This is a genomic window from Nocardia sp. PLKS1-43, assembly GCF_059510335.1.
Map to the genome: position 1 here is coordinate 145,396 of NZ_JCAJZQ010000006.1, position 19,042 is coordinate 164,437.

General features: G+C 66.0%; 21 protein-coding genes and 1 pseudogene. 10 read left to right on the forward strand and 12 right to left on the reverse strand.

What is annotated here, in order from left to right:
- The first annotated feature begins 17 nt into the window (after window positions 1–17).
- The 3 genes from AC5WS7_RS22535 to AC5WS7_RS22545 are packed head-to-tail and all read left to right on the forward strand — an operon-like array spanning window position 18 to window position 2,235.
- A complete protein-coding gene (locus AC5WS7_RS22535; RefSeq protein ID WP_495956547.1) occupies window positions 18–1,481 on the forward strand; it encodes a hypothetical protein in 1,464 nt (487 codons plus the stop codon).
- 35 nt (window positions 1,482–1,516) lie between these two features.
- On the forward strand, window positions 1,517–1,804 hold the full coding sequence (locus tag AC5WS7_RS22540; RefSeq protein ID WP_495956548.1) for a type II toxin-antitoxin system Phd/YefM family antitoxin: 288 nt from the start codon (window positions 1,517–1,519) through the stop codon (window positions 1,802–1,804).
- On the forward strand, window positions 1,801–2,235 hold the full coding sequence (locus AC5WS7_RS22545; protein ID WP_495956549.1) for a type II toxin-antitoxin system VapC family toxin: 435 nt from the start codon (window positions 1,801–1,803) through the stop codon (window positions 2,233–2,235). The genes AC5WS7_RS22540 and AC5WS7_RS22545 overlap by 4 nt, the downstream gene beginning before the upstream one ends.
- A 38-nt stretch (window positions 2,236–2,273) precedes the next feature.
- Here the strand turns inward: AC5WS7_RS22545 and AC5WS7_RS22550 are convergent.
- The 8 genes and pseudogenes from AC5WS7_RS22550 to hppD all read right to left on the reverse strand — a co-directional run.
- Window positions 2,274–2,429, reverse strand: a pseudogene (locus tag AC5WS7_RS22550) (DUF433 domain-containing protein); the annotation flags it as partial.
- A gap of 135 nt (window positions 2,430–2,564) precedes the next feature.
- Complete coding sequence (tuf, locus tag AC5WS7_RS22555) at window positions 2,565–3,755, reverse strand: elongation factor Tu (RefSeq protein WP_495956550.1); 1,191 nt, start codon at window positions 3,753–3,755, stop codon at window positions 2,565–2,567.
- Between the two features lie 130 nt (window positions 3,756–3,885).
- Entirely contained in the window at window positions 3,886–5,988 is a 2,103-nt protein-coding gene (fusA, locus tag AC5WS7_RS22560; RefSeq protein WP_495956551.1) for an elongation factor G, read from the reverse strand.
- A gap of 184 nt (window positions 5,989–6,172) precedes the next feature.
- Window positions 6,173–6,643, reverse strand: a complete 471-nt coding sequence (gene rpsG, locus AC5WS7_RS22565; RefSeq protein ID WP_040818938.1) for a 30S ribosomal protein S7 — start codon at window positions 6,641–6,643, stop codon at window positions 6,173–6,175.
- Between the two features lies 1 nt (window position 6,644).
- Window positions 6,645–7,019, reverse strand: a complete 375-nt coding sequence (gene rpsL / locus AC5WS7_RS22570; RefSeq protein WP_014353064.1) for a 30S ribosomal protein S12 — start codon at window positions 7,017–7,019, stop codon at window positions 6,645–6,647.
- 362 nt (window positions 7,020–7,381) lie between these two features.
- On the reverse strand, window positions 7,382–7,918 hold the full coding sequence (locus AC5WS7_RS22575) for a DUF3558 domain-containing protein (RefSeq protein WP_495956552.1): 537 nt from the start codon (window positions 7,916–7,918) through the stop codon (window positions 7,382–7,384).
- 8 nt (window positions 7,919–7,926) lie between these two features.
- Window positions 7,927–8,460 carry a DUF3558 domain-containing protein gene (locus tag AC5WS7_RS22580; RefSeq protein WP_495956553.1) on the reverse strand — a complete coding sequence of 178 codons (534 nt, stop codon included), beginning with the start codon at window positions 8,458–8,460 and terminating at the stop codon, window positions 7,927–7,929.
- 39 nt (window positions 8,461–8,499) lie between these two features.
- A complete protein-coding gene (hppD, locus tag AC5WS7_RS22585; RefSeq protein WP_495956554.1) occupies window positions 8,500–9,690 on the reverse strand; it encodes a 4-hydroxyphenylpyruvate dioxygenase in 1,191 nt (396 codons plus the stop codon).
- Window positions 9,691–9,826: 136 nt separating this feature from the next.
- On the opposite strand from hppD, the gene AC5WS7_RS22590 reads away from it, so the two are divergent.
- On the forward strand, window positions 9,827–10,342 hold the full coding sequence (locus AC5WS7_RS22590) for an Lrp/AsnC family transcriptional regulator (RefSeq protein WP_495956555.1): 516 nt from the start codon (window positions 9,827–9,829) through the stop codon (window positions 10,340–10,342).
- Window positions 10,343–10,363: 21 nt separating this feature from the next.
- Here AC5WS7_RS22590 and AC5WS7_RS22595 read toward each other — a convergent pair whose 3' ends face one another.
- Both AC5WS7_RS22595 and AC5WS7_RS22600 read right to left on the reverse strand, forming a co-directional pair.
- Window positions 10,364–11,479 (reverse strand): winged helix DNA-binding domain-containing protein, encoded by a 1,116-nt coding sequence (locus AC5WS7_RS22595; RefSeq protein WP_495956556.1) that lies wholly within the window; start codon window positions 11,477–11,479, stop codon window positions 10,364–10,366.
- 134 nt (window positions 11,480–11,613) lie between these two features.
- Window positions 11,614–12,588, reverse strand: coding sequence for an NADPH:quinone oxidoreductase family protein (locus AC5WS7_RS22600; RefSeq protein WP_495956557.1), 975 nt, complete (start codon window positions 12,586–12,588; stop codon window positions 11,614–11,616).
- Window positions 12,589–12,725: 137 nt separating this feature from the next.
- On the opposite strand from AC5WS7_RS22600, the gene AC5WS7_RS22605 reads away from it, so the two are divergent.
- The 3 genes from AC5WS7_RS22605 (at window position 12,726) to AC5WS7_RS22615 (ending at window position 15,105) form a co-directional block, all read left to right on the forward strand.
- Window positions 12,726–13,013, forward strand: coding sequence for a hypothetical protein (locus AC5WS7_RS22605; RefSeq protein WP_495956558.1), 288 nt, complete (start codon window positions 12,726–12,728; stop codon window positions 13,011–13,013).
- Window positions 13,010–14,155 carry a transglycosylase SLT domain-containing protein gene (locus AC5WS7_RS22610; protein WP_495956559.1) on the forward strand — a complete coding sequence of 382 codons (1,146 nt, stop codon included), beginning with the start codon at window positions 13,010–13,012 and terminating at the stop codon, window positions 14,153–14,155. The genes AC5WS7_RS22605 and AC5WS7_RS22610 overlap by 4 nt, the downstream gene beginning before the upstream one ends.
- Window positions 14,156–14,331: 176 nt before the next feature.
- Window positions 14,332–15,105, forward strand: coding sequence for an acyl-[acyl-carrier-protein] thioesterase (locus AC5WS7_RS22615; RefSeq protein WP_495956560.1), 774 nt, complete (start codon window positions 14,332–14,334; stop codon window positions 15,103–15,105).
- Between the two features lie 75 nt (window positions 15,106–15,180).
- On the opposite strand, the gene AC5WS7_RS22620 is transcribed toward AC5WS7_RS22615, so the two are convergent.
- Entirely contained in the window at window positions 15,181–16,848 is a 1,668-nt protein-coding gene (locus AC5WS7_RS22620; RefSeq protein WP_495956561.1) for an FAD-dependent oxidoreductase, read from the reverse strand.
- Between the two features lie 234 nt (window positions 16,849–17,082).
- Between AC5WS7_RS22620 and AC5WS7_RS22625 the strand changes: the two genes are divergently transcribed.
- A complete protein-coding gene (locus AC5WS7_RS22625) occupies window positions 17,083–17,589 on the forward strand; it encodes a SixA phosphatase family protein (protein WP_495956562.1) in 507 nt (168 codons plus the stop codon).
- Here the strand turns inward: AC5WS7_RS22625 and AC5WS7_RS22630 are convergent.
- Window positions 17,586–17,786, reverse strand: coding sequence for a hypothetical protein (locus AC5WS7_RS22630; RefSeq protein ID WP_495956563.1), 201 nt, complete (start codon window positions 17,784–17,786; stop codon window positions 17,586–17,588). The two genes, AC5WS7_RS22625 and AC5WS7_RS22630, sit on opposite strands and share 4 nt — an antisense overlap.
- A 129-nt stretch (window positions 17,787–17,915) precedes the next feature.
- Here AC5WS7_RS22630 and AC5WS7_RS22635 point away from each other — a divergent pair, with 129 nt between their 5' ends.
- The gene (locus AC5WS7_RS22635) at window positions 17,916–18,284 is read left to right on the forward strand and encodes a VOC family protein (protein ID WP_495956564.1); all 369 of its coding nucleotides are present in this window, start codon (window positions 17,916–17,918) and stop codon (window positions 18,282–18,284) included.
- A 104-nt stretch (window positions 18,285–18,388) separates the two neighbouring features.
- On the forward strand, window positions 18,389–18,910 hold the full coding sequence (locus tag AC5WS7_RS22640; RefSeq protein WP_495956565.1) for a MerR family transcriptional regulator: 522 nt from the start codon (window positions 18,389–18,391) through the stop codon (window positions 18,908–18,910).
- Window positions 18,911–19,042: the final 132 nt, after the last annotated feature.

Consider the following 19,042-nt stretch of genomic DNA (forward strand, 5'->3'; position numbering starts at 1 on the left):
GAGGTAAGAATGGCGATATGACCGACCCCGATTTCGCCAGTTTCGGAGAACCCAATCGTTCGCGCCCGGAGGGTTATCGCCTCACCCAGCCGCGCAACGAACAGGCGACGGGATCGGCGAACGGGCTCACCGGATTCGATCCGGGTCGCGGCAGCCTGGGCCGTCCGGAAGTCGCGGTGGGGTGGACGCCGGCCGATCCCGCACCGGAATGGGCCGGCGGCGCAACGCCTTCGGCCGCACGGGAATCGCTGATGTCCGCACCCGATTCGGTTGCGATCCGGCCCGATTTCGGCACGGCGATCGCCGATTCGGCGGCCGCGGGACGGCAGCGGGCGAATTCGCCCGGCACGAGCGGCCAATTCTCTTCGGGGACCAACGGTTCGGAATTCTCCGCGTTCGATGCGCCTGCCGTGCACGAACCGCGCAGCGCGAATCCTCCACCGCGAATGCCGCACACCGAATCGGCGCGCACCGCATCGAACACTCCGCCCTCGACAACGGAATTCAGCACAACGCCCCCGCCCGCACCTTCGAAACCGGCTCCCGATCCGGCGTTTCGCACCGACGCCGAACCAACCGGTGATACTCCGGGCCTGCCTCGCCGAACTCCGGGGCTACCACACCGATTCACCGATTCCGACGAATCCGACTACGCGTACAGCCAGCCCATCGTGAATTTGCTTGACTCGCAATTCGATTCGCCACCAGCTACCCGCAAATCCAGCGGATCGGGCAATCTGACGAACGGTTCGGCATACGGCTCGACCGAATCCGGCCCCTTCACCGATAACTCCCTGCTGGTCACCGCCGAACGCGATACCGCTGAAACATCAGATACCGCACTGAATTCCGCCGAATTCGTCAGCCGCACCGGCAATACGACCCACGCCCCGGCACCGGCCCCACTGCCCGAACGCTCCGCCACCGCGACCGAGCCGGCGCGGAACGCCACGGCAACCGATCCGACACCGAACTCCCCGGCCCCCGGCACAGCCGCCGAACGCACGCCCCGCACCCGAACCACCTCCGGACTCACCGCCCCGGACTCCACGGATGCGGCCGGCACGCCGACTCCCGCCCCGCCCCGCAGCAGAATGAGCCGCAAGGCCGCCGAACGCGCCGCGGAGGCGGAGGCGGCGGCCGCCACCGCACCGGACGACGAAAACTCGAGCAGCACAACAAGTCCCGGCACCGCCCCCTTCCGCCGCACACGCACCGCGGAACCGCGCCGAAACTCACCCCAGGACGACGCCGCCAAGAACATCGACGTCCACCTGATCATGCACCTACTCCTGGCCAGCCACACCCTGGAGAACATCGCCGACAGGGCCGAAGCAGGCGACGTCTCCCTCGCGGAGTTCATCCGCGCCGCCCGCCGCACCCGCACCGCAGCGGTAGACCTGGTCTCCACCTGGTTCGGCGGCGCCGACCAGATGCGCCAATTCGCCGAGGCACTCCTGGCCGCCTCCGACTCGGCCTGAACACAATTTACATCCGGAGTCTGTGGCTATAATCAATGGCGATAATATCGCCACATAAGGGTGTAGCGGTGGATGTCGGAGTACGCGAGCTGCGAGACGGGCTGAGCCGCCATCTGGCGGAGGTCAGAGCCGGGCGCGTTGTCACCGTTACCGATCACGGAAAGCCGATCGCCCGGATAGTCCCGGTCGAGCGCCTGACACGGTTGGAACAATTGCGCGCGGAGGGACGCGTTCAAGCAGCACGTAAGCCCAAAGAACCCTCACCCGAACCGGTCCGAGGCCATGGGCTGGTGACCGAACTCATCGACGATCAGCGCCGGTGATCGGCTACCTGGACACATCGGCTTTTGTTCCGCTGCTATTCGATGAACCGAGCACTCGATCCTGTCGACGATTCTGGGACGATGCAGACGCCGTCGCATCTACCAGACTGCTTTACGTAGAAACCGCAGCGGCATTGGCGCAGGCACACCGCATGTCACGTCTCGACGATTCCGGCTATGCGCGCTGCTTGCGCACGCTGGATCGGCTCTGGCCACAGGTCGAGGTGATGGAAGTAGATCAGCCCGTCGTATTTCGCGCGGCAGAACTGACCGATGTACTCGCATTGCGCGGCCACGACGCCGTTCATTGTGCTGCAGCAGAACAATTGGATGATTCGCACATGGTAGCGGCAGCGGGTGACCGTCGTCTGCTGGCGGCATGGAAATCGTTGGGCATAGCCACATTCGATACCAACGCGCCCGAGGATTGAAAGAGTGTTCGGTCCAGCAAGCCAGACATACAGGCGGAAATGTCAGCTCGGGTAAGGTACGGGTAGTTCTCGAGAATCGAATCGTCGGTCTCGCCAGCGCCCAGGAACTCGAGCACGTCTCTCACCCTGATGCGCATGCCACGAATGCAGGGCCTACCTCCGAGCTGGTTCGGATCGAACGCAATCCTGGCCACATGGAATCGGTCGGCTGATCAGCGAAAACTACCTCGAGCCGGCGTCAGCACTGGGCAGCGGGGGAGCTGCTGCCCGTCGGATACGAAAAGGGGCCGCTCCCAACGGGAACGGCCCCTTTCGGCTAACAGCAGGTCCTACTTGATGACCTTGGTGACGCGACCGGCGCCGACGGTGCGGCCACCCTCACGGATCGCGAAACGCAGGCCCTCTTCCATGGCGACCGGCTGGATCAGCTTGACGCTCATCTCGGTGTTGTCACCGGGCATGACCATCTCGGTGCCCTCGGGCAGGGTCACAACGCCCGTCACGTCAGTGGTACGGAAGTAGAACTGCGGACGGTAGTTGTTGAAGAACGGGGTGTGGCGGCCACCCTCGTCCTTCGACAGGATGTAGGCCTGACCCTCGAACTCGGTGTGCGGGGTGGTGGTGCCCGGCTTGATGACGACCTGGCCGCGCTCCACGTCCTCGCGCTTGATACCGCGGATCAGCAGACCGACGTTGTCGCCCGCCTGGCCCTGGTCCAGCAGCTTGCGGAACATCTCGACACCGGTGACCGTGGTCTTGGTGGTGGTCGGACGGATGCCGACGATCTCCACGTCCTCATTCACGTTGATCACGCCGCGCTCGATACGGCCGGTGACGACGGTGCCACGACCGGTGATGGTGAACACGTCCTCGATCGGCATCAGGAACGGCTTGTCGGTCTCACGAACCGGGTCCGGGATGGACTCGTCGACCGCGTTCATCAGCTCGACGATGGACTCGGCCCACTTCTCGTCGCCCTCCAGCGCCTTCAGGCCGGAAACGCGGACGACCGGAGCCTCCTCGTCGAACTCCTGCGAGGCCAGCAGCTCGCGGACCTCCATCTCGACGAGCTCGAGGATCTCCTCGTCGTCGACCATGTCCGACTTGTTCAGCGCCACCAGGATGTAGGGCACGCCGACCTGACGGGCGAGCAGCACGTGCTCACGGGTCTGCGGCATCGGGCCGTCGGTAGCGGCCACGACCAGGATGGCGCCGTCCATCTGCGCCGCGCCGGTGATCATGTTCTTGATGTAGTCGGCGTGACCCGGGGCGTCCACGTGCGCGTAGTGCCGCTTCTCGGTCTGGTACTCGACGTGGGAGATGTTGATCGTGATACCACGAGCCTTCTCCTCCGGAGCCTTGTCGATCTGATCGAACGCAAAGCTCTGGTTCAGGTCCGGGTACTTGTCGTGCAGAACCTTGGTGATAGCCGCCGTCAGCGTGGTCTTGCCGTGGTCGACGTGACCGATGGTGCCGATGTTGACGTGCGGCTTCGTCCGCTCGAACTTCGCCTTCGCCACTTTTGGGTCCTCCTGGACTTGTTGGTGCTTGCAGTTGCAGCAGTGCTGGGGTTCGTCCCCGCTTGTGCGAGGAGTTGGGTAATACGGACTCCCGGCTTATCGGGGCAAGCTAGCACTTGCCCCGATCGGACTACTCGCCGGTCGCCTTGGCGATGATCTCCTTCGACACGTTGGCCGGAACCTCCGCGTACGAGTTGAACACCATCGAGAAGTTCGCCCGGCCCTGGGTCTTGGACCGCAGGTCACCGATGTAACCGAACATCTCGGAGAGCGGAACCAGCGCCTTGACGACACGGGCACCACTGCGTTCCTCCATGGCCTGGATCTGGCCACGGCGGGAGTTGAGGTCACCGATCACATCGCCCATGTACTCCTCGGGCGTGGTCACCTCGACAGCCATCAACGGCTCGAGGATCACCGGACCGGCCTTGCGCGCGGCTTCCTTCAGCGCCTGCGCACCGGCGATCTTGAACGCCATTTCCGAGGAGTCGACCTCGTGGTAGGCGCCGTCGAGCAAGCTCGCCTTCACGTTGACCAGAGGGTAACCAGCGAGGACACCGTACTGCATGGCGTCCTGGATGCCGGCGTCGACCGAGGGAATGTACTCCTTCGGCACGCGGCCACCGGTGACCTTGTTCTGGAACTCGTAGGTCGCGCCGTCCTCGCCGGTGAACGGCTCGAGGGCGATGATGACGCGGGCGAACTGACCCGAGCCACCCGTCTGCTTCTTGTGGGTGTACTCGTGCTTCTCGACCGGCTTGGTGATGGTCTCGCGGTAGGCCACCTGCGGCTTACCGATATTGGCCTCGACCTTGAACTCGCGCTTCATCCGGTCGACGTAGATGTCGAGCTGCAGCTCGCCCATACCGCCGATGACGGTCTGGCCGGTCTCCTGATCCAGCTCGACGTTGAAGGTGGGGTCCTCCTCCGCGAACTTCTGGATGGCGGTGCCCAGCTTCTCCTGGTCGGCCTTGGTCTTCGGCTCGATGGCCACCTTGATGACCGGGTCCGGGAAGGTCATCGACTCGAGCACGATCTGGTTCTGCGGATCGCACAGGGTGTCACCGGTGGTGGTGTCCTTCAGGCCGATGACCGCGTAGATGTGGCCCGCCTGGGCCTCATCGATCGGCTGCTCCTTGTTGGAGTGCATCTGGAACAGCTTGCCCAGACGCTCCTTCTTGCCCTTGGTCGAGTTGATGACCTGGGCGCCGGAGGCGACCTTGCCCGAGTAGACGCGCACGTAGGTCAGCTTGCCGAAGAACGGGTGCGTGGCAACCTTGAACGCCAGCGCCGCGAACGGCTCGTTGACGTCGGCGTTGCGGTGCAGGACCTCGTCCTCCTTGCCGGGGACGATGCCGTCGGTGCCGCCGTCGTCCAGCGGAGTCGGCAGGTAGTCGATGACGGCGTCGAGCATGGGCTGCACGCCCTTGTTCTTGAACGCCGAACCGCACAGCACCGGGTAGAGCTCGGAGTTGACGGTCATCTTGCGGATGGCGCCCTTGATCTCCTCGACCGTGAGCTCCTCACCGCCGAAGAACTTCTCCAGCAGCGCCTCGTCGGACTCCGCGACGGTCTCCAGCAGCTCCTGGCGGTACTGCTCGGCCCGCTCGGCCAGATCCGCCGGGATCTCGACGGTCTCGTAGGACTCGCCGAGCTTGGTCTCGCCCTTCCAGACCTTCGCGTTCATCTCGACCAGGTCGACGATGCCCTCGAAGTCGTTCTCGGCGCCGATCGGCAGCTGGATGACCAACGGCTTGGCGCCGAGGCGATCCTTGATCGTCTGCACGGTGAAGTAGAAGTCCGCGCCCAGCTTGTCCATCTTGTTGACGAAGCAGATGCGCGGCACGTCGTACTTGTCTGCCTGCCGCCAGACCTGTTCGGACTGCGGCTCAACGCCCTCTTTACCGTCGAAGACGGCGACCGCACCGTCGAGCACGCGCAGCGAGCGCTCCACCTCGACCGTGAAGTCGACGTGTCCGGGCGTGTCGATGATGTTGATCTGGTTGTCTTTCCAGAAGCAGGTCGTCGCGGCCGACGTGATCGTGATGCCGCGCTCCTGCTCCTGAGCCATCCAGTCCATCGTGGCCGCGCCGTCGTGGACCTCACCGATCTTGTAGGTGATACCGGTGTAGAAGAGAATGCGTTCGGTTGTCGTGGTCTTACCGGCATCGATGTGGGCCATGATGCCGATGTTGCGGACCTTGTTGAGGTCGGTGAGCACGTCCTGTGCCACGGAAATCTTCCCCGCTCTGCTTGTTAGCGATCAGCTAGTTGGGATTTTCGGGAACAACCCGGCGGTGAGCCGGGTGATTCGACTCTGTCGGGGGTTCTGTCTGTACAACGCCGGACGCGGCTGGTTGGTGCCGCGCCCGGCTGCGACCAACCCTCCCGGCACCATCGCGGGGCCGGGTGGCTGATCACCAGCGGTAGTGCGCGAAGGCCCGGTTGGACTCGGCCATCTTGTGGGTGTCTTCGCGACGCTTCACCGAAGCGCCCAGGCCGTTGCTGGCATCGAGGAGCTCGTTGGCCAGACGCTCGACCATGGTCTTCTCGCGACGGGCGCGCGAGTAGTTCACCAGCCAGCGCAGCGCCAGGGTGTTGGCGCGGCCCGGACGAACCTCGACCGGCACCTGATAGGTGGCGCCACCGACGCGACGGGGCTTGACCTCGAGGGCGGGCTTGACGTTGTCCAGCGCGCGCTTGAGGGTGACGACCGGGTCCGTGCCGGTCTTGTCGCGAGCCTGCTCCAGCGCGCCGTAGACGATGCGCTCGGCGGTGGACTTCTTGCCGTCCAGCAGGATCTTGTTGACCAGCTGGGTGACCAGCGGGGACCCGTAGACCGGGTCGTTGATCAGCGGACGCTTGGGTGCGGGGCCCTTGCGCGGCATATCAGCTCTTCTCCTTCTTGGCGCCGTAGCGGCTGCGGGCCTGCTTGCGGTTCTTCACACCCTGGGTGTCTAGCGAACCGCGGATGATCTTGTAGCGCACACCGGGAAGGTCCTTCACACGACCGCCGCGGACGAGCACCATCGAGTGCTCCTGCAGGTTGTGGCCCTCACCGGGGATGTAGGCCGTGACCTCGACCGCGCTGGTCAGGCGAACACGCGCGACCTTGCGCAGCGCGGAGTTCGGCTTCTTCGGGGTCGTGGTGTACACGCGGGTGCACACGCCACGACGCTGCGGGCTCCCCTTCAGGGCCGCAGTCTTGGTCTTGGCGACCTTGTCGCGGCGACCCTTGCGGACCAGCTGGTTGATGGTTGGCATAGACCGGCTTTCCTCGTTAGTTACCAGGCTTCTGGAACTTCATGTGTCTGTGTTCAATTGGCGACATTCACTCGGGCCCTTCGTGGTTACACAAGCTTCCGCCTCCGGGCCTGGCCGTTCATGTCGCAGTTGTCGAGCCTTCACCCGCTCGCCCGGACCGCGTCACTCGCGTCCCGAGGTCGGGCGTGTCGCGCGCAGATCAGGGCCCGATTTTCGGGCATGTCTGAACGGTCGGCCGCTTTCGCTGGCTTACGTCCTGCACACAAACTTGCCCGCACGCTCCGGGCACAGCGATCCACGATACCCGTCGGCGCGGCGCGGAGCAAAAAAGGGTCCCGCCGAGACCGGCGGCGACGTCCGGCTCACCGAGCGAGATTCACGGTCAGCTCGACCAGTTTCTGCGCGGCGGCGCACGGATCCCCGTGGCCGCCCGGATGGTAGTTGACCCACCATCCGACGATCCCGGTATCCGCGGCCGGGGTCATCACCCCGCACGAATCGCCGTCGTTGGGGCGGCGGATCTGCAGCGAACGGCGGCCCTGCACGTTCACATTGGTGGAGCTGTAACCGAGTTTGTCGTTCGTCGTCTTCTCGTTGGTCAGCGATCCCATCTCGTACCAGTTCAGCGTGGCCATGCCGTCGCCGCTGGGCGTCCCGGCCAGACTCCACATGCACACCGCGCCGTTGAACGAACCCTGCGCGTCCTGCGCGCCGGTCGTCTTGGCGATGTCGTCCTTCTTCACCACATCGCATTCACGCAGCAGTTTGTCGAAGTTCGTGTTGATGCCCCCGCCGCCACCGGCCGGCTGGGCCGTGCCGGAGATGGTCTTGCCGCATCCGCCGACCGACATGCCGACCACCACCGCGAGCGCGGCGACGAGAACGGGCCGAACCTTCATGGCGCTCCTCATTTCAATCGCTGCACGGTCAGCTCGGCGAGCTTCCGATTCTTCTCGCACGGGGTGGCGGTGGGCGTGCCGAAAAGACCACTGGAGGTGGACCATTCGAAGAAATCGTCACCGAGCTGCACCGCGAGATCGCAGATGGTGCCGTCCGGGGTGGCGTCCTGGAAGCCCGCGTGCCCGCCCACGTCGATGGTCTCCGGGTTGCGGCCCTGCGCGGTCACCCACGCCTTCTCCCGGCCCAGCGGACTGCCCCGGTAGGAGGCGAATGTCACGCTCGCGCCGTCCATTCCGGTCGCCTGCCAGTTGCAGCCGACCGAATTCTTGTAGGTCGCCGAGATCTGGCCGAGCCCGCCGATATCGCGTGCCTCGTCGTCGGTGACACTGCCGCACTCACCGACGAACGGGCCCAGTGCGGCCACCTTCATCGGTGGCCGCATCGACGAATTGGCGCCGTTGGAGTCGTCCCCCGAGCCGCAGGCCGTCAACAGTGCCGCGATGGCAGTCCCCGTGACGATTGCCGACGTCATCCTCCGCATGCGCCGAAGTGTAGTAGTTGATGGCGTCCGGCTGCCGGGTCAGAGGTTGCCGCGGGCGTCCTGTTCGCGTTCGATCGCCTCGAACAGGGCTTTGAAGTTGCCCTTGCCGAAGCCGAGGGAGCCGTGCCGCTCGATGAGTTCGAAGAACACGGTGGGCCGGTCGGTGAGCGGGCGGCAGAAGATCTGCAGCAGATAGCCGTCCTCGTCCCGGTCGACCAGAATGCCGCGCGACCGCAATTCCTCGACGGGAACGCGAACATGCCCGATCCTGGCGCGCAGTTCCGGATCGGAGTAATAGGCGTCCGGGGTGTCCAGGAATTCGACGCCCTCGCGACGCAGGATGTCGACCGTGCCCAGGATGTCCCCGGTGGCCAGCGCGATGTGCTGAACGCCCGGACCGCGGTAGAAGTCGAGATATTCGTCGATCTGGGATCGCTTGCGGCCCAGGGCCGGTTCGTTCAGCGGGAACTTCACCCGGTGGTTGCCGTTCGCGACGACCTTGCTCATCAGCGCCGAATAATTCGTGGCGATGTCGTCGCCGACGAATTCGGCCATGTTCGCGAAGCCCATCACGCGGTGGTAGTAGTCGACCCACCGGTCCATCTCGCCGAGTTCGACATTGCCGACGACGTGATCCACCGCCTGGAACAATCGGCGCGGCGCGCCGGGGCGGGGCACGAAAGTGGATTCGCGGGCGATGTATCCGGGCAGGTACGGGCCCGCATAGCGGGACCGGTCGACCAGGGTGTGCCGGGTCTCGCCGTAGGCGGCGAGCGTCGCGGATCGGACGGTGCCGAATTCGTCGGCGTCGTCGTGCGGTTCGACCAGGATGTTCGCGCCCTGGGACCGCGCCCATTCGACGCAGCGGTCCACATCGGGTACCTCGAGCGCGATATCGATGATGCCGTCGCCGTGCCGGCCGTGATGTGCGACCAGCGGGCTGTCGGGATCCACCGCGCCGGTCACCACGAAACGCGCACTGCCACTGCGCAGCACGAATCCCTTGTGATCGCGCACGCCGGTCTCGGGACCGCAGTACGCCTCGAGCCGCATGCCGAACGCGGCCTGCAGGTAGTGCGCGAACTGGGTGGCGTTGCCGACCACCCAGACCAGCGCGTCCCAGCCGGTCACCGGAAACGGATCGTGTGCGGAGTCGTGCTCGACCAGGCCGATCAGCTGGATGTCCGACGGGTCCTCGCGGATGGTCATCGGCGCGGTTTCGGTAGTCATGACCCCAGATAATCGTCCGCCGCGCGGCTAGGCAATATCGTGGAAATTCGGTAGACATGATGGCGAATTACGCCACCTATACCCCGATCATGCTGGACAATCTGTCTAGAACAACGGATCGAAGTGGAGACTACCGATGGGCCGCAACGAGACCAGGCTGGACGAATTGGACCTGGCGATCCTGACCGCGATGCACGAGTACCAGAAGGCCGGGATCCTGGAGCTGTCGCGCCGCACCCGCGTCGCCCGCGCCACGGTCCAGTCCCGCATCGCGCGGATGGAGGAGGCAGGCGTGATCGCCTCCTACGATCCCCACATCGACGTCACGGCGGCGGGTTTCGACGTGCAGGCGTTCGTCACACTGGAAATCGCCCAGGGCGCGCTGGACGCCGTCGCCGCCGACCTGGAGGCGATCGCGGGCGTGCTCGAGGCGTATGCCACGACCGGCTCGCAGGATGTGCTGTGCCGCATCGGGGCAGATTCGCATGCCGGGTTGCAGTCGGTGCTGCTCAGTATCGACCGCAGCGCGGCGGTGGTGCGCTCGCACAGCGTCATCGTGCTGTCCACGGTCGTGCCGAGCCGGACCCTGCCGCTGCTGCGGACGCTCACGCCGACCGGCACGAGTAAGGCCCCCGCGTATCGGCACAGCTGAGGGGGCACCCGCCCGTGCCGGTCAGATCTTCAAATCGGCTGCTGGACAGAGGATTTCGACACTGTGGCGTAACTCGGGCGCCAGAAATCCGAGCAGCGCGGCGCCTTCCGCCTCGACCGCGGAACGTTCGGCCGCGGACCAGATGCGGGCGGGCACGATTCGCAGCCGGGCGCGTTCGCGGTCGGTGAAGATCTTGTAGACCGCCGCCACCATGCCGTCCAGGAGGATCGGGGAGACCTGCGTCCCGCGATACCGTGCGGGCGGCGCGGCGACGCCCTCGGGGACGATGCGAGTCCGATTCTTGTGGGACAGGAAGACGTTGTCGTACCAGCCCAGATACCGAACCGGGGCGGGAAGATCGGGATCGGCGAGTTCGGCGTCGGCGGGGTCGTACAGCGTGCGGCCGCGCTCGTCGGTGTAGGTGCGGACCCGATCACCCAGCGCCGCAACTGCTTCGGCGGTTCCGGTCAGTTTCGACCAGGTCGCGATATCGGCCGTCGTCGCCGGGCCGAATGCGGAGAGATAACGAAAGACCAGCTCCGGCAACGGGTATCGATCGTCCGGCGGTGCGCCGAGCCAGGGCTCGATACGGGACCAGACCGGGCGGGCGTTGTCGCGCCACTGCCCGCGCGGCGGGGTCTGCAGTACGGGCAGCTGATAGAGCCAGGTCTGCAGGACCGCGGACGGATCGCGCTCGGGGAATTCCCGGGCCGCCCGCGCGCGCAGTTCCGCCGCGGGGATCGGCTCGTCACCGAGAACCGCCGCACCGCGCCGACGCACCTGCTCGGGATCCAGCCCGACCATCGCGCCGTAGTGGAACCCCTTGCGGAACGGGATCTTCTCCAGTTCCGGCTGGATATGCGGCGTGATCCGCAGCGCGTCGACGGCGGTGACGAGATGAATCGTCGCGCGCATCAGGGTGATTCGGGCCAGCGACCGATCCCGCAACCCCGCCGACACCGTCTCCGGGTCGAAATCGGCCGTGCGGCTCCACAATCCGATGTAGGGCGGCGCGACGTCCTGCGCTTGCAGCCCCACCAGATGTGCGCACATGTCGGCCGCGGACATCGCCGACCGCGCCAGCAGATGCTGGCGGGCCAGCAGGGTCCGGTTCAGGACGCGATCGGAAAGTTTCATGGTCCGCTCACCGTAAACGGCGGCACCGACACAAATCCGGACAATGCCGCCACGGGCGACCACACACAGCGGCCGGCCCGAACCGTAGCCGCACCGGCGACGTCCGGACCGGACGCTTCCCGCCGGTCCGCTGCTCAGCGGATGGTGACGACGACCTTGCCCGTCGCGGTCCGATTGTCCAGGGACGCAACCGCTTCCGCGGCCCGCTCGAGCGGGTACAGCACCGGCTGGGGCGGGGCGATCTTCCCGGCCGCCAGCAGCGGGCCGACCTCGGCCCACTGTTCCTGCAGGTAGCCCGGGTGCGAACCCACCCACTCACCCCAGGCCGCACCGACCACCTCGACGTTCTTGAGCAGCAGCCGGTTCACCTTCACCGTCGGGATCTCGCCCGCGGTGAAACCGACGACCAGCAGGCGGCCACCGGCGGTGAGCGAACGGACGCTGTCGGTGAACCGGTCACCGCCCACGGGGTCCAGCACGATGTCGACGCCGCGGCCGCCGGTCAGCTCCTTCACCGCCGCCAGCCAGCCGTCGGCGAGCACCACGTCGGTGGCGCCGTTGGCCCGCGCCACCTCGGCCTTCTCCGGCGTGCTCACCACTGCGATCACCCGGCCCGCGCCCAGCGCCGCGGCCATCCGCAATGTCGAGGTGCCCACGCCACCGGCCGCACCGTGCACCAGCACCGACTCGCCAGGGGCCAGCCGGCCGCGATTACGCAGGCAGAAGTGCACGGTCAGATCGTTGAACACGATTCCGGCGCCGGCCTCGAGCGGGATGTTGTCCGGCAGCGCGAACACCATCTGCGCGGGGGTCACGGCGACCTCGGCGAGGGCATTGCCGAGCATAGTCAGCGCCACCACCCGGTCGCCCGCCTTCACGTGCGCGTCCTCGGGCGCGGACCGCACCACACCGGCGACCTCACCGCCCACGACATACGGCAGCTCCGGTTTGAGCTGGTAGAGGCCGCGAGTCATCAAAACGTCCGGGAAGGCGACACCTGCCGCGTGGACGTCGATCACCACACCGCCGTCGAACGGCTGCGGTTCCGGAATATCGACGACCTCGATGGACTCGGGCCCCTCGAGCTTGCTCACCTGGGCTGCACGCATGAATCGCTCCTGTCGTCCGACACCTGTCCGAACAAGTTAACCGGTCTTCGCGGCCGAGTGTCCACGGGAGCACGTTTTGCTACGCTTGTGCCCGCCGAACTGTGAGCAAGGGGGATGTCTTGGCACCGGAACCATCGATGAATGTCGACGTCGGAGCGCTGGCCAGTTTCGCCAAGGCGCTGACCGACGAGGCGAGCGCGATCGGCAAGTTGAATCCGGGGCTGGGTGATGCCCTGTCCGCCCTGCCGGGAACCAATTGGCAGGACACCTGCCAGCAGACCAAGACATCGGTGGACAATGCGCTGCAACGCATTTCGGACCGCGTAACGGCGCTCGCGGACTCGGTCGACCACGCGGGCAAGGTGCTCACGATGACCGACGACCAGTTCGCCGCCGATCTGCAGAAGCTCGGGTTGCACGCATGACCCTCACCATCTCCAACGTCGAGGCATGGAATCCCACCGCGATCACCACCGCGGCCACGGCGGTCAACAGCTCCAGCACGAATCTCGACAAGGCCCTCAGCGACGCGGAGAAGACGATCAGCGGTCTCACCTGGGACGGCAACGCCGCCAAGGCCGCTCGCACCCGCATGGCCACCGAGAAGACCCGGGCCTCGGCGGTGAGCGCGTCACTGCTGGATCTGCAGAAGGCGATGACCCCGCACGTCGAGAACCTGACGAACACCCGCAAAGCGGTCATGGACGCTCGCGATCTGGCACTACATCCGGCGGACAAGGAGGCCACGCCCCCGGATCCGTTCGAAGTGGCCGACAACGGCGTGGTCACCGCGACCAAGCGCAAGGACTACTTCGACAAACTGCAGGGGTTGAACGACGGCGAGAAGACCTGGCAGAAGTGTTTCCAGGATCTGCTCGCGGCCAACCACCAGGCCAAGATCACCGGTGCGCTCGCCCAGGCGGAGTCGGCCGCCAACGATCTCATCAATGCCGTGAACACCGCGAAAGGGAAGGTCGACGCGGCCTATGCCGGCCTCGGCGACCCGAAACTGGGTGCCACGGCGGCGCCCGCCGCTCCGACGAACACCAGCCCCGCGTCGGTCAGCTCGAGTTCCGCCACGTCGCCGCATCAGTCGACAAGTTACAGCTCCCACAGCAACGGCACGTCGTCGCACAATGGCGGCAGCCACTACAGCAATGCCTCGTTCAGCTCCCGGGGCGGTAGCGAGGCGAATCTGTCGAAGCCGTCGGGCAATGTCGCAGAGTGGATCAAACAGGCACGCGAGATCCTCATCCAAGAGGGCGTTCCGCCCGATCAGATCGACGACAACGCCATCGCGACGATCATCGAGCACGAATCGGGCGGTGATCCGACCATCGTCAACGACTGGGACAGCAATGCCGCGGCGGGGCATCCGTCGAAGGGGCTGATGCAGACCATCGACAGCACCTTCAATTCCTTTGCCGCGCCGGGCCATACGGATATCTTGAATCCGGTCGACAACATCGTCGCGGCCAGCAGATACGCGATCAACAGATACGGCTCGCTGAGCGAGGTTCCGGGCGTTGTCGCGGTTCGCAATGGTGGCGCCTACGTCGGCTACTGACGCCGGGCGCGCGGTGACGTCGACACCGGCCGCGCTTGCCATTCTCGCGCAAAACGGGCAGATGCTACGCGCTGGTACCGACATCTCCGCGTAACGCCGTGCCGCTCGCACCGTAAAGTCATGCACAAGAAGCACCGCACGAGAACGCGGCACACCGTGCAGCGCGAGGAGCACCAGTGTCACTCGATCAGCCACTCGCCCCGCTTCCGCAGGAGGGCATCGGCTTCACCACGTCGTGGCCTGTCCGCACCGGTGATGTGGATCCGTACAACCGGGTGCGGCTCGACGCCATCGCCCGTTATCTGCAGGATATCGCCTGGGAGGAATTGGAGAGCGGTTTCTTCCATCGCACCGATCCGGTGTGGATCGTGCGACGCACCGTCATCGATGTGGTGCGTCCGGTGTTGTGGCCGGACCGGGTGGAACTGCGGCGGTGGTGTTCGGCGATGTCGACCCGCTGGGCGAATATGCGGGTCCGGATCACCAGTGACAACGGCGGACTGATCGAGACCGAAGGCTTCTGGATCAACCTCAACGAGTCGACCAATATGCCGACCCGGATCAGTGATCAGGGCCTGGCCCATCTGGCCCGCACCACCTCCGAGACCCGGCTGCGCTGGCGGCAGTGGCTCACCGACGTGGCCCCGGCGGAGTCGGACACCGATCTGCCCTTCCCGTTGCGCGCCACCGATATCGATCTCTACAACCACATCAACACCAGCGTGTACTGGCAGGCCGTGGAGCATTACCTGGTCGACACCCCGAAACTCGTCGCGGGTCCGCACCGGGCGGTCATCGAGTACATCGAGCCGGTGCTCGCGCGTCAGCACGTCAGCGTGCGCAGCCGGTTCGAATCGGGAGATCACAACGGAGACGCCGCTCTGCGGCTGTGGTTCGTGGTCGGCGGCACGACCACCACGACCGTGCGGATCGGCCCGCTGCCGGAGTGAGGGCGGCACACGAAAACGCCGGAGGATCGTGAGCGATCCTCCGGCGTACCCGATGCGGTTGTACCCGAGCGGCTGCTATCCCCGGGCGGCCTTGAGCAGGTCCTCTCGAGTGGTGAGCTTGACGCGGGGGCGGCCGCCTGATTTGCCCGCGGTGCGCTCGGCGGTGTCGATCGCCTTCCAGCCCTCGCGGTCCACCAGATCCGGTTGCCGCTGGGCCAGCAGCGTCTTGAGTGCGGCCCGATCGGCTTGCGGCGCTTGGAGTTTGCCGGAGGTGAAATCGGCGAGCAACTGCTCGACGGTTTCGGCGGCATCGACCCGGTTGGATCCGATGATGCCGCGCGGGCCGCGCTTGATCCAGCCCGAGACGTAGATGCCCGGCAGATGCGAGCCGTCCGCGACGACCCGGCCGTGCTCGTTCGGAATGGTGCCGGTGCGCTCGTCGAACGGCAGTTCACCGACCGGCTGACCGCGATAGCCGATCGACCGCAGCACCAGCGAGGCGGGCAGCGTCTCGGTCCGATCCGAGGCCCGCGCGATGACCTTCCCGTCCTCGACGACCAGTTCGTTGTGCACGATCTGGACCGCCTCGACCCGGCCGTCGCCGCTGATCTCGGTGGGCGAGGTCAGGTAGCGGAACACGATGCGCTTGTTGGCCGGATTCGGCGACTTGGCCGCATACTCCTGCGCCAGTTCGTATTTCAGCCGCTGCGACGGCTCGATATTCGGATCATCCAGCAGCGCTTGGCTTTCCGGGTCCAGTTCCAGTTCGGCCGGATCGATGACGACGTCGATCCCGTCCAGGTGACCCAGGGCCAGGAATTCCGAGGAGGTGTACGCGGCTTGCAGCGGACCGCGCCGCCCCAGCACCACGACCTCTCGAATGTTGCTCTGCCGCAACGCATCCAGCGCGTGATCGGCGATATCGGTCTTGGCGAGGGTTTCCGGGTCCAGGGTCAGCACCCGCGCCACGTCCAAGGCGACGTTGCCGTTGCCGACGATGACCGCGCGCTCCCCCGACAGGTCGAAGGTGCGCTCGGTGTAGTCCGGATGCCCGTTGTACCAGGCGACGAACTCGGTCGCGGAGTGACTGCCCGGCAGATCCTCGCCGGGTACGCCCAGGCGGCGGTCCGTGGACGCGCCTACCGCGTAGATCACCGCGTGGTGATGCTTCACCAGCTCCTCGTGCGAAATGTGTTTACCCACCTCGACGTTCAGGTGGTACTGCAGGGTCTCGCGACGGAAGGCGCTCTCGAACATATTGGACACGCCCTTGGTCCCCGGGTGGTCCGGGGCCACCCCGGCGCGCACCAGACCCCACGGGGTCGGCAGCCGGTCGAACATCTCCACCTCGACGTCCGCGCGGCGCAGCAGTTCCTCGGCCGCGTAGCAGGCCGCGGGCCCGGCCCCGACGATCGCGACCCGCAGCGTGCCCAGGTCCTTCGGCGGACGCGCCGGGGTGACCAGCGGGTCGAAATTCGATTCCAGCGGATGACGCTGGAAGTACGCGGCGTTGATCTCGGCGAAACGCGCCAGCGACGCGCTCAGATCGTCCTCGGAGAAGATGGCCTCCACCGGGCAGGCATCCACACAGGCACCGCAGTCGATACAGGTGTCGGGGTCGATGTACAGCTGCTCGGTCGTCGCGAACTCGGGTTGCTCCGGAGTCGGACGAATGCAATCGACCGGGCACTCGGGTACGCAGCTGGCGTCGTCGCAACAGCGCTGCGTGATCACATAGGCCATATCTCGCAGATCCTCGAAACAATCATGGGGCCGTACCCGCGCCGGGGCTCGGAGCGGGACGGGCATCACATCCGATGCCCGCGAGCAATGGATGTGACGCCACCTTCAGTGTGCCTCGAGAGTGAGACGTCTCTCTCATCAGGATGCATCGGAACAGGGTTTCGGTAACCCGAATACCGCATCGACCGGCATGCCCGAGTGCCCGCTCGGCCCGGTCGGCTTACGGTATCGGCTATGGTGCGGACCCTGATCCTGATGCGACACGGCAAATCCGATTACCCCGAACGTGTCGTCGATCACGATCGGCCGCTCGCCCCGCGCGGACGGCGCGAGGCGGCGCTGGCCGGTGGCTGGCTGCGCGAGACGCAACCGGCGATCGACGCGGTCTGCTGTTCCACCGCGGTGCGCACCCGCGAGACGCTCGCCGCGACAGCGGTCGCCGCGCCGGTGCAATTCGAATCCTCGATCTACGAGGCTTCGCCGCGCACGCTCATCGAGCTGATCCAGCTCACCGAGCCGGACGTGCAGACCCTGCTCGTGGTCGGACATTCCCCCGGAATGCCTTGGACCGCTTGGGAATTGGCCGCCAATCGCGATTCCGAACCGGCCGCGCAGCTCAGCCGCAAATTTCCCACCTCGGCGCTGGCGGTCCTGGAATTCGACCGGGCCTGGGCCGAGTTGGACACCGGGACGGGCGATCTGGTGCGCTTCCACGTCCCGCGCCAGCCGCCGGGGCGCTAGCTGATGATCCGCCCACGGACCACGACGACCACACCGAACACGATCAGCAGCACCAGGGCCACGAACCAGTTGGTCAGCCACCATACGACGCCCAGAACCGCGAACACGGGCAGCAGTGCGATCGCGGCGATGAGCGGACTTTCCCTGATCGTCTCGAGCGCCGATCTCGCGCGGATCCGATCGATCTCCTTGGCCATGAATTCAGGGTAGGCCGACTCTCCCCGATCGTCCGGTCCTTTTCCGGCGCTCCTGCTGGAAGGGGTGCGGAATCGACGGCCGGGAGACGGAGCGCGAAACTTGTCGGTGCCTGCTGCCATCCTGTGCGCATGGACTGGAAAATCGAGCTCGTCGCCATCCCCGTCACCGACGTCGATCGCGCCAAGGAGTTCTACACCGGTATCGGCTTCAACGCCGATTACGACGAGAGTCCCACCGAGGACATCCGCTTCGTTCAGCTGACCCCGCCCGGTTCCGGATGTTCGATCGCCATCGGCAAGGGCATCACCGATGCCGCTCCGGGCAGCGTGGTCGGCATGCAGATCGTCGTCGCCAGCGCGGAGCAGGCCTATCGGCAACTCACCGCCGCGGGCGTGGCAGCCACGCCGGTGAAGGACGAGGGCTGGGGGCTGTTCACCTATTTCGCGGACCCCGACGGCAACAAGTGGGCGATCCAGGAAATCCCGAAGCGCTCCTGACCAGCGGCCCGGCGGGTCCGCGGCGAAGTGCGGCAGAATGGGCCCGAGTCCGGAGGCGCCGCGGCGGCTACCGGACACGCCGGATCGAAGCGGAGGCGAGAGTTATGGGCACGGCCGCATGGGATCGGATCACCGACAGGGACGATCCCGAGTACGAACGGGCGCGTTATTCGATCGGCGAGGTCTCCGAACTCTGCGGTCTGACTCGCGACACGCTGCGCTGGTACGAGCGGATCGGGCTGCTGGATTCGGTGGGCCGCGATCACGCCGGTAAACGCCGGTTCAGCGATCGGGATATGGACTGGCTGGCGCTGATCGGCAAGCTGCGCCGCACCGGAATGTCCGTGGCGGACATGATCCGCTACGCCGAACTCGTCCGCGCCGGGGAGTCGACCTATCCGGAGCGCCTGGCGATGTTCCAGCGCACCCGTGCCGACGTGCTGGCACAGATCGAGGAGTTGCGGCAGACCGTCGCGGTGCTGGACTGCAAGATCTCGCTGTACCAGGGCAATCCGGATGCCGCGGATTGGCGCACCGTGGGCATCTGCCCGAGCCCGGGTCCGGACGAATCGGCCGATCACGAGTTGGCCGATCACGAGCGAATCGGTCAGGGCGCGCCGGTCTGATCGCTCGCGTCGGTGACCGGCTCGGTGCTCGGGTAATCGCCGCTGCTCATATATTCGAGGTGCGCACGGCGCACGGCCGTGCGGATCCGGTTCGGAGACGGGCGAGTTCGGGTGCGTGGGACGCGACCCCGC

Bases quoted from the DNA above. Each gene is read 5' to 3' on its own strand.
- AC5WS7_RS22535 (WP_495956547.1), top strand. From the start codon at position 18: ATGACCGACCCCGATTTCGCCAGTTTCGGAGAACCCAATCGTTCGCGC.
- AC5WS7_RS22540 (WP_495956548.1), top strand. From the start codon at position 1,517: ATGGCGATAATATCGCCACATAAGGGTGTAGCGGTGGATGTCGGAGTA.
- rpsG (WP_040818938.1), bottom strand. From the start codon at position 6,643: ATGCCGCGCAAGGGCCCCGCACCCAAGCGTCCGCTGATCAACGACCCG.
- rpsL (WP_014353064.1), bottom strand. From the start codon at position 7,019: ATGCCAACCATCAACCAGCTGGTCCGCAAGGGTCGCCGCGACAAGGTC.
- AC5WS7_RS22575 (WP_495956552.1), bottom strand. From the start codon at position 7,918: ATGAAGGTTCGGCCCGTTCTCGTCGCCGCGCTCGCGGTGGTGGTCGGC.
- AC5WS7_RS22580 (WP_495956553.1), bottom strand. From the start codon at position 8,460: ATGCGGAGGATGACGTCGGCAATCGTCACGGGGACTGCCATCGCGGCA.
- hppD (WP_495956554.1), bottom strand. From the start codon at position 9,690: ATGACTACCGAAACCGCGCCGATGACCATCCGCGAGGACCCGTCGGAC.
- AC5WS7_RS22590 (WP_495956555.1), top strand. From the start codon at position 9,827: ATGGGCCGCAACGAGACCAGGCTGGACGAATTGGACCTGGCGATCCTG.
- AC5WS7_RS22595 (WP_495956556.1), bottom strand. From the start codon at position 11,479: ATGAAACTTTCCGATCGCGTCCTGAACCGGACCCTGCTGGCCCGCCAG.
- AC5WS7_RS22600 (WP_495956557.1), bottom strand. From the start codon at position 12,588: ATGCGTGCAGCCCAGGTGAGCAAGCTCGAGGGGCCCGAGTCCATCGAG.
- AC5WS7_RS22605 (WP_495956558.1), top strand. From the start codon at position 12,726: ATGAATGTCGACGTCGGAGCGCTGGCCAGTTTCGCCAAGGCGCTGACC.
- AC5WS7_RS22610 (WP_495956559.1), top strand. From the start codon at position 13,010: ATGACCCTCACCATCTCCAACGTCGAGGCATGGAATCCCACCGCGATC.
- AC5WS7_RS22620 (WP_495956561.1), bottom strand. From the start codon at position 16,848: ATGGCCTATGTGATCACGCAGCGCTGTTGCGACGACGCCAGCTGCGTA.
- AC5WS7_RS22625 (WP_495956562.1), top strand. From the start codon at position 17,083: ATGGTGCGGACCCTGATCCTGATGCGACACGGCAAATCCGATTACCCC.
- AC5WS7_RS22630 (WP_495956563.1), bottom strand. From the start codon at position 17,786: ATGGCCAAGGAGATCGATCGGATCCGCGCGAGATCGGCGCTCGAGACG.
- AC5WS7_RS22635 (WP_495956564.1), top strand. From the start codon at position 17,916: ATGGACTGGAAAATCGAGCTCGTCGCCATCCCCGTCACCGACGTCGAT.
- AC5WS7_RS22640 (WP_495956565.1), top strand. From the start codon at position 18,389: ATGGGCACGGCCGCATGGGATCGGATCACCGACAGGGACGATCCCGAG.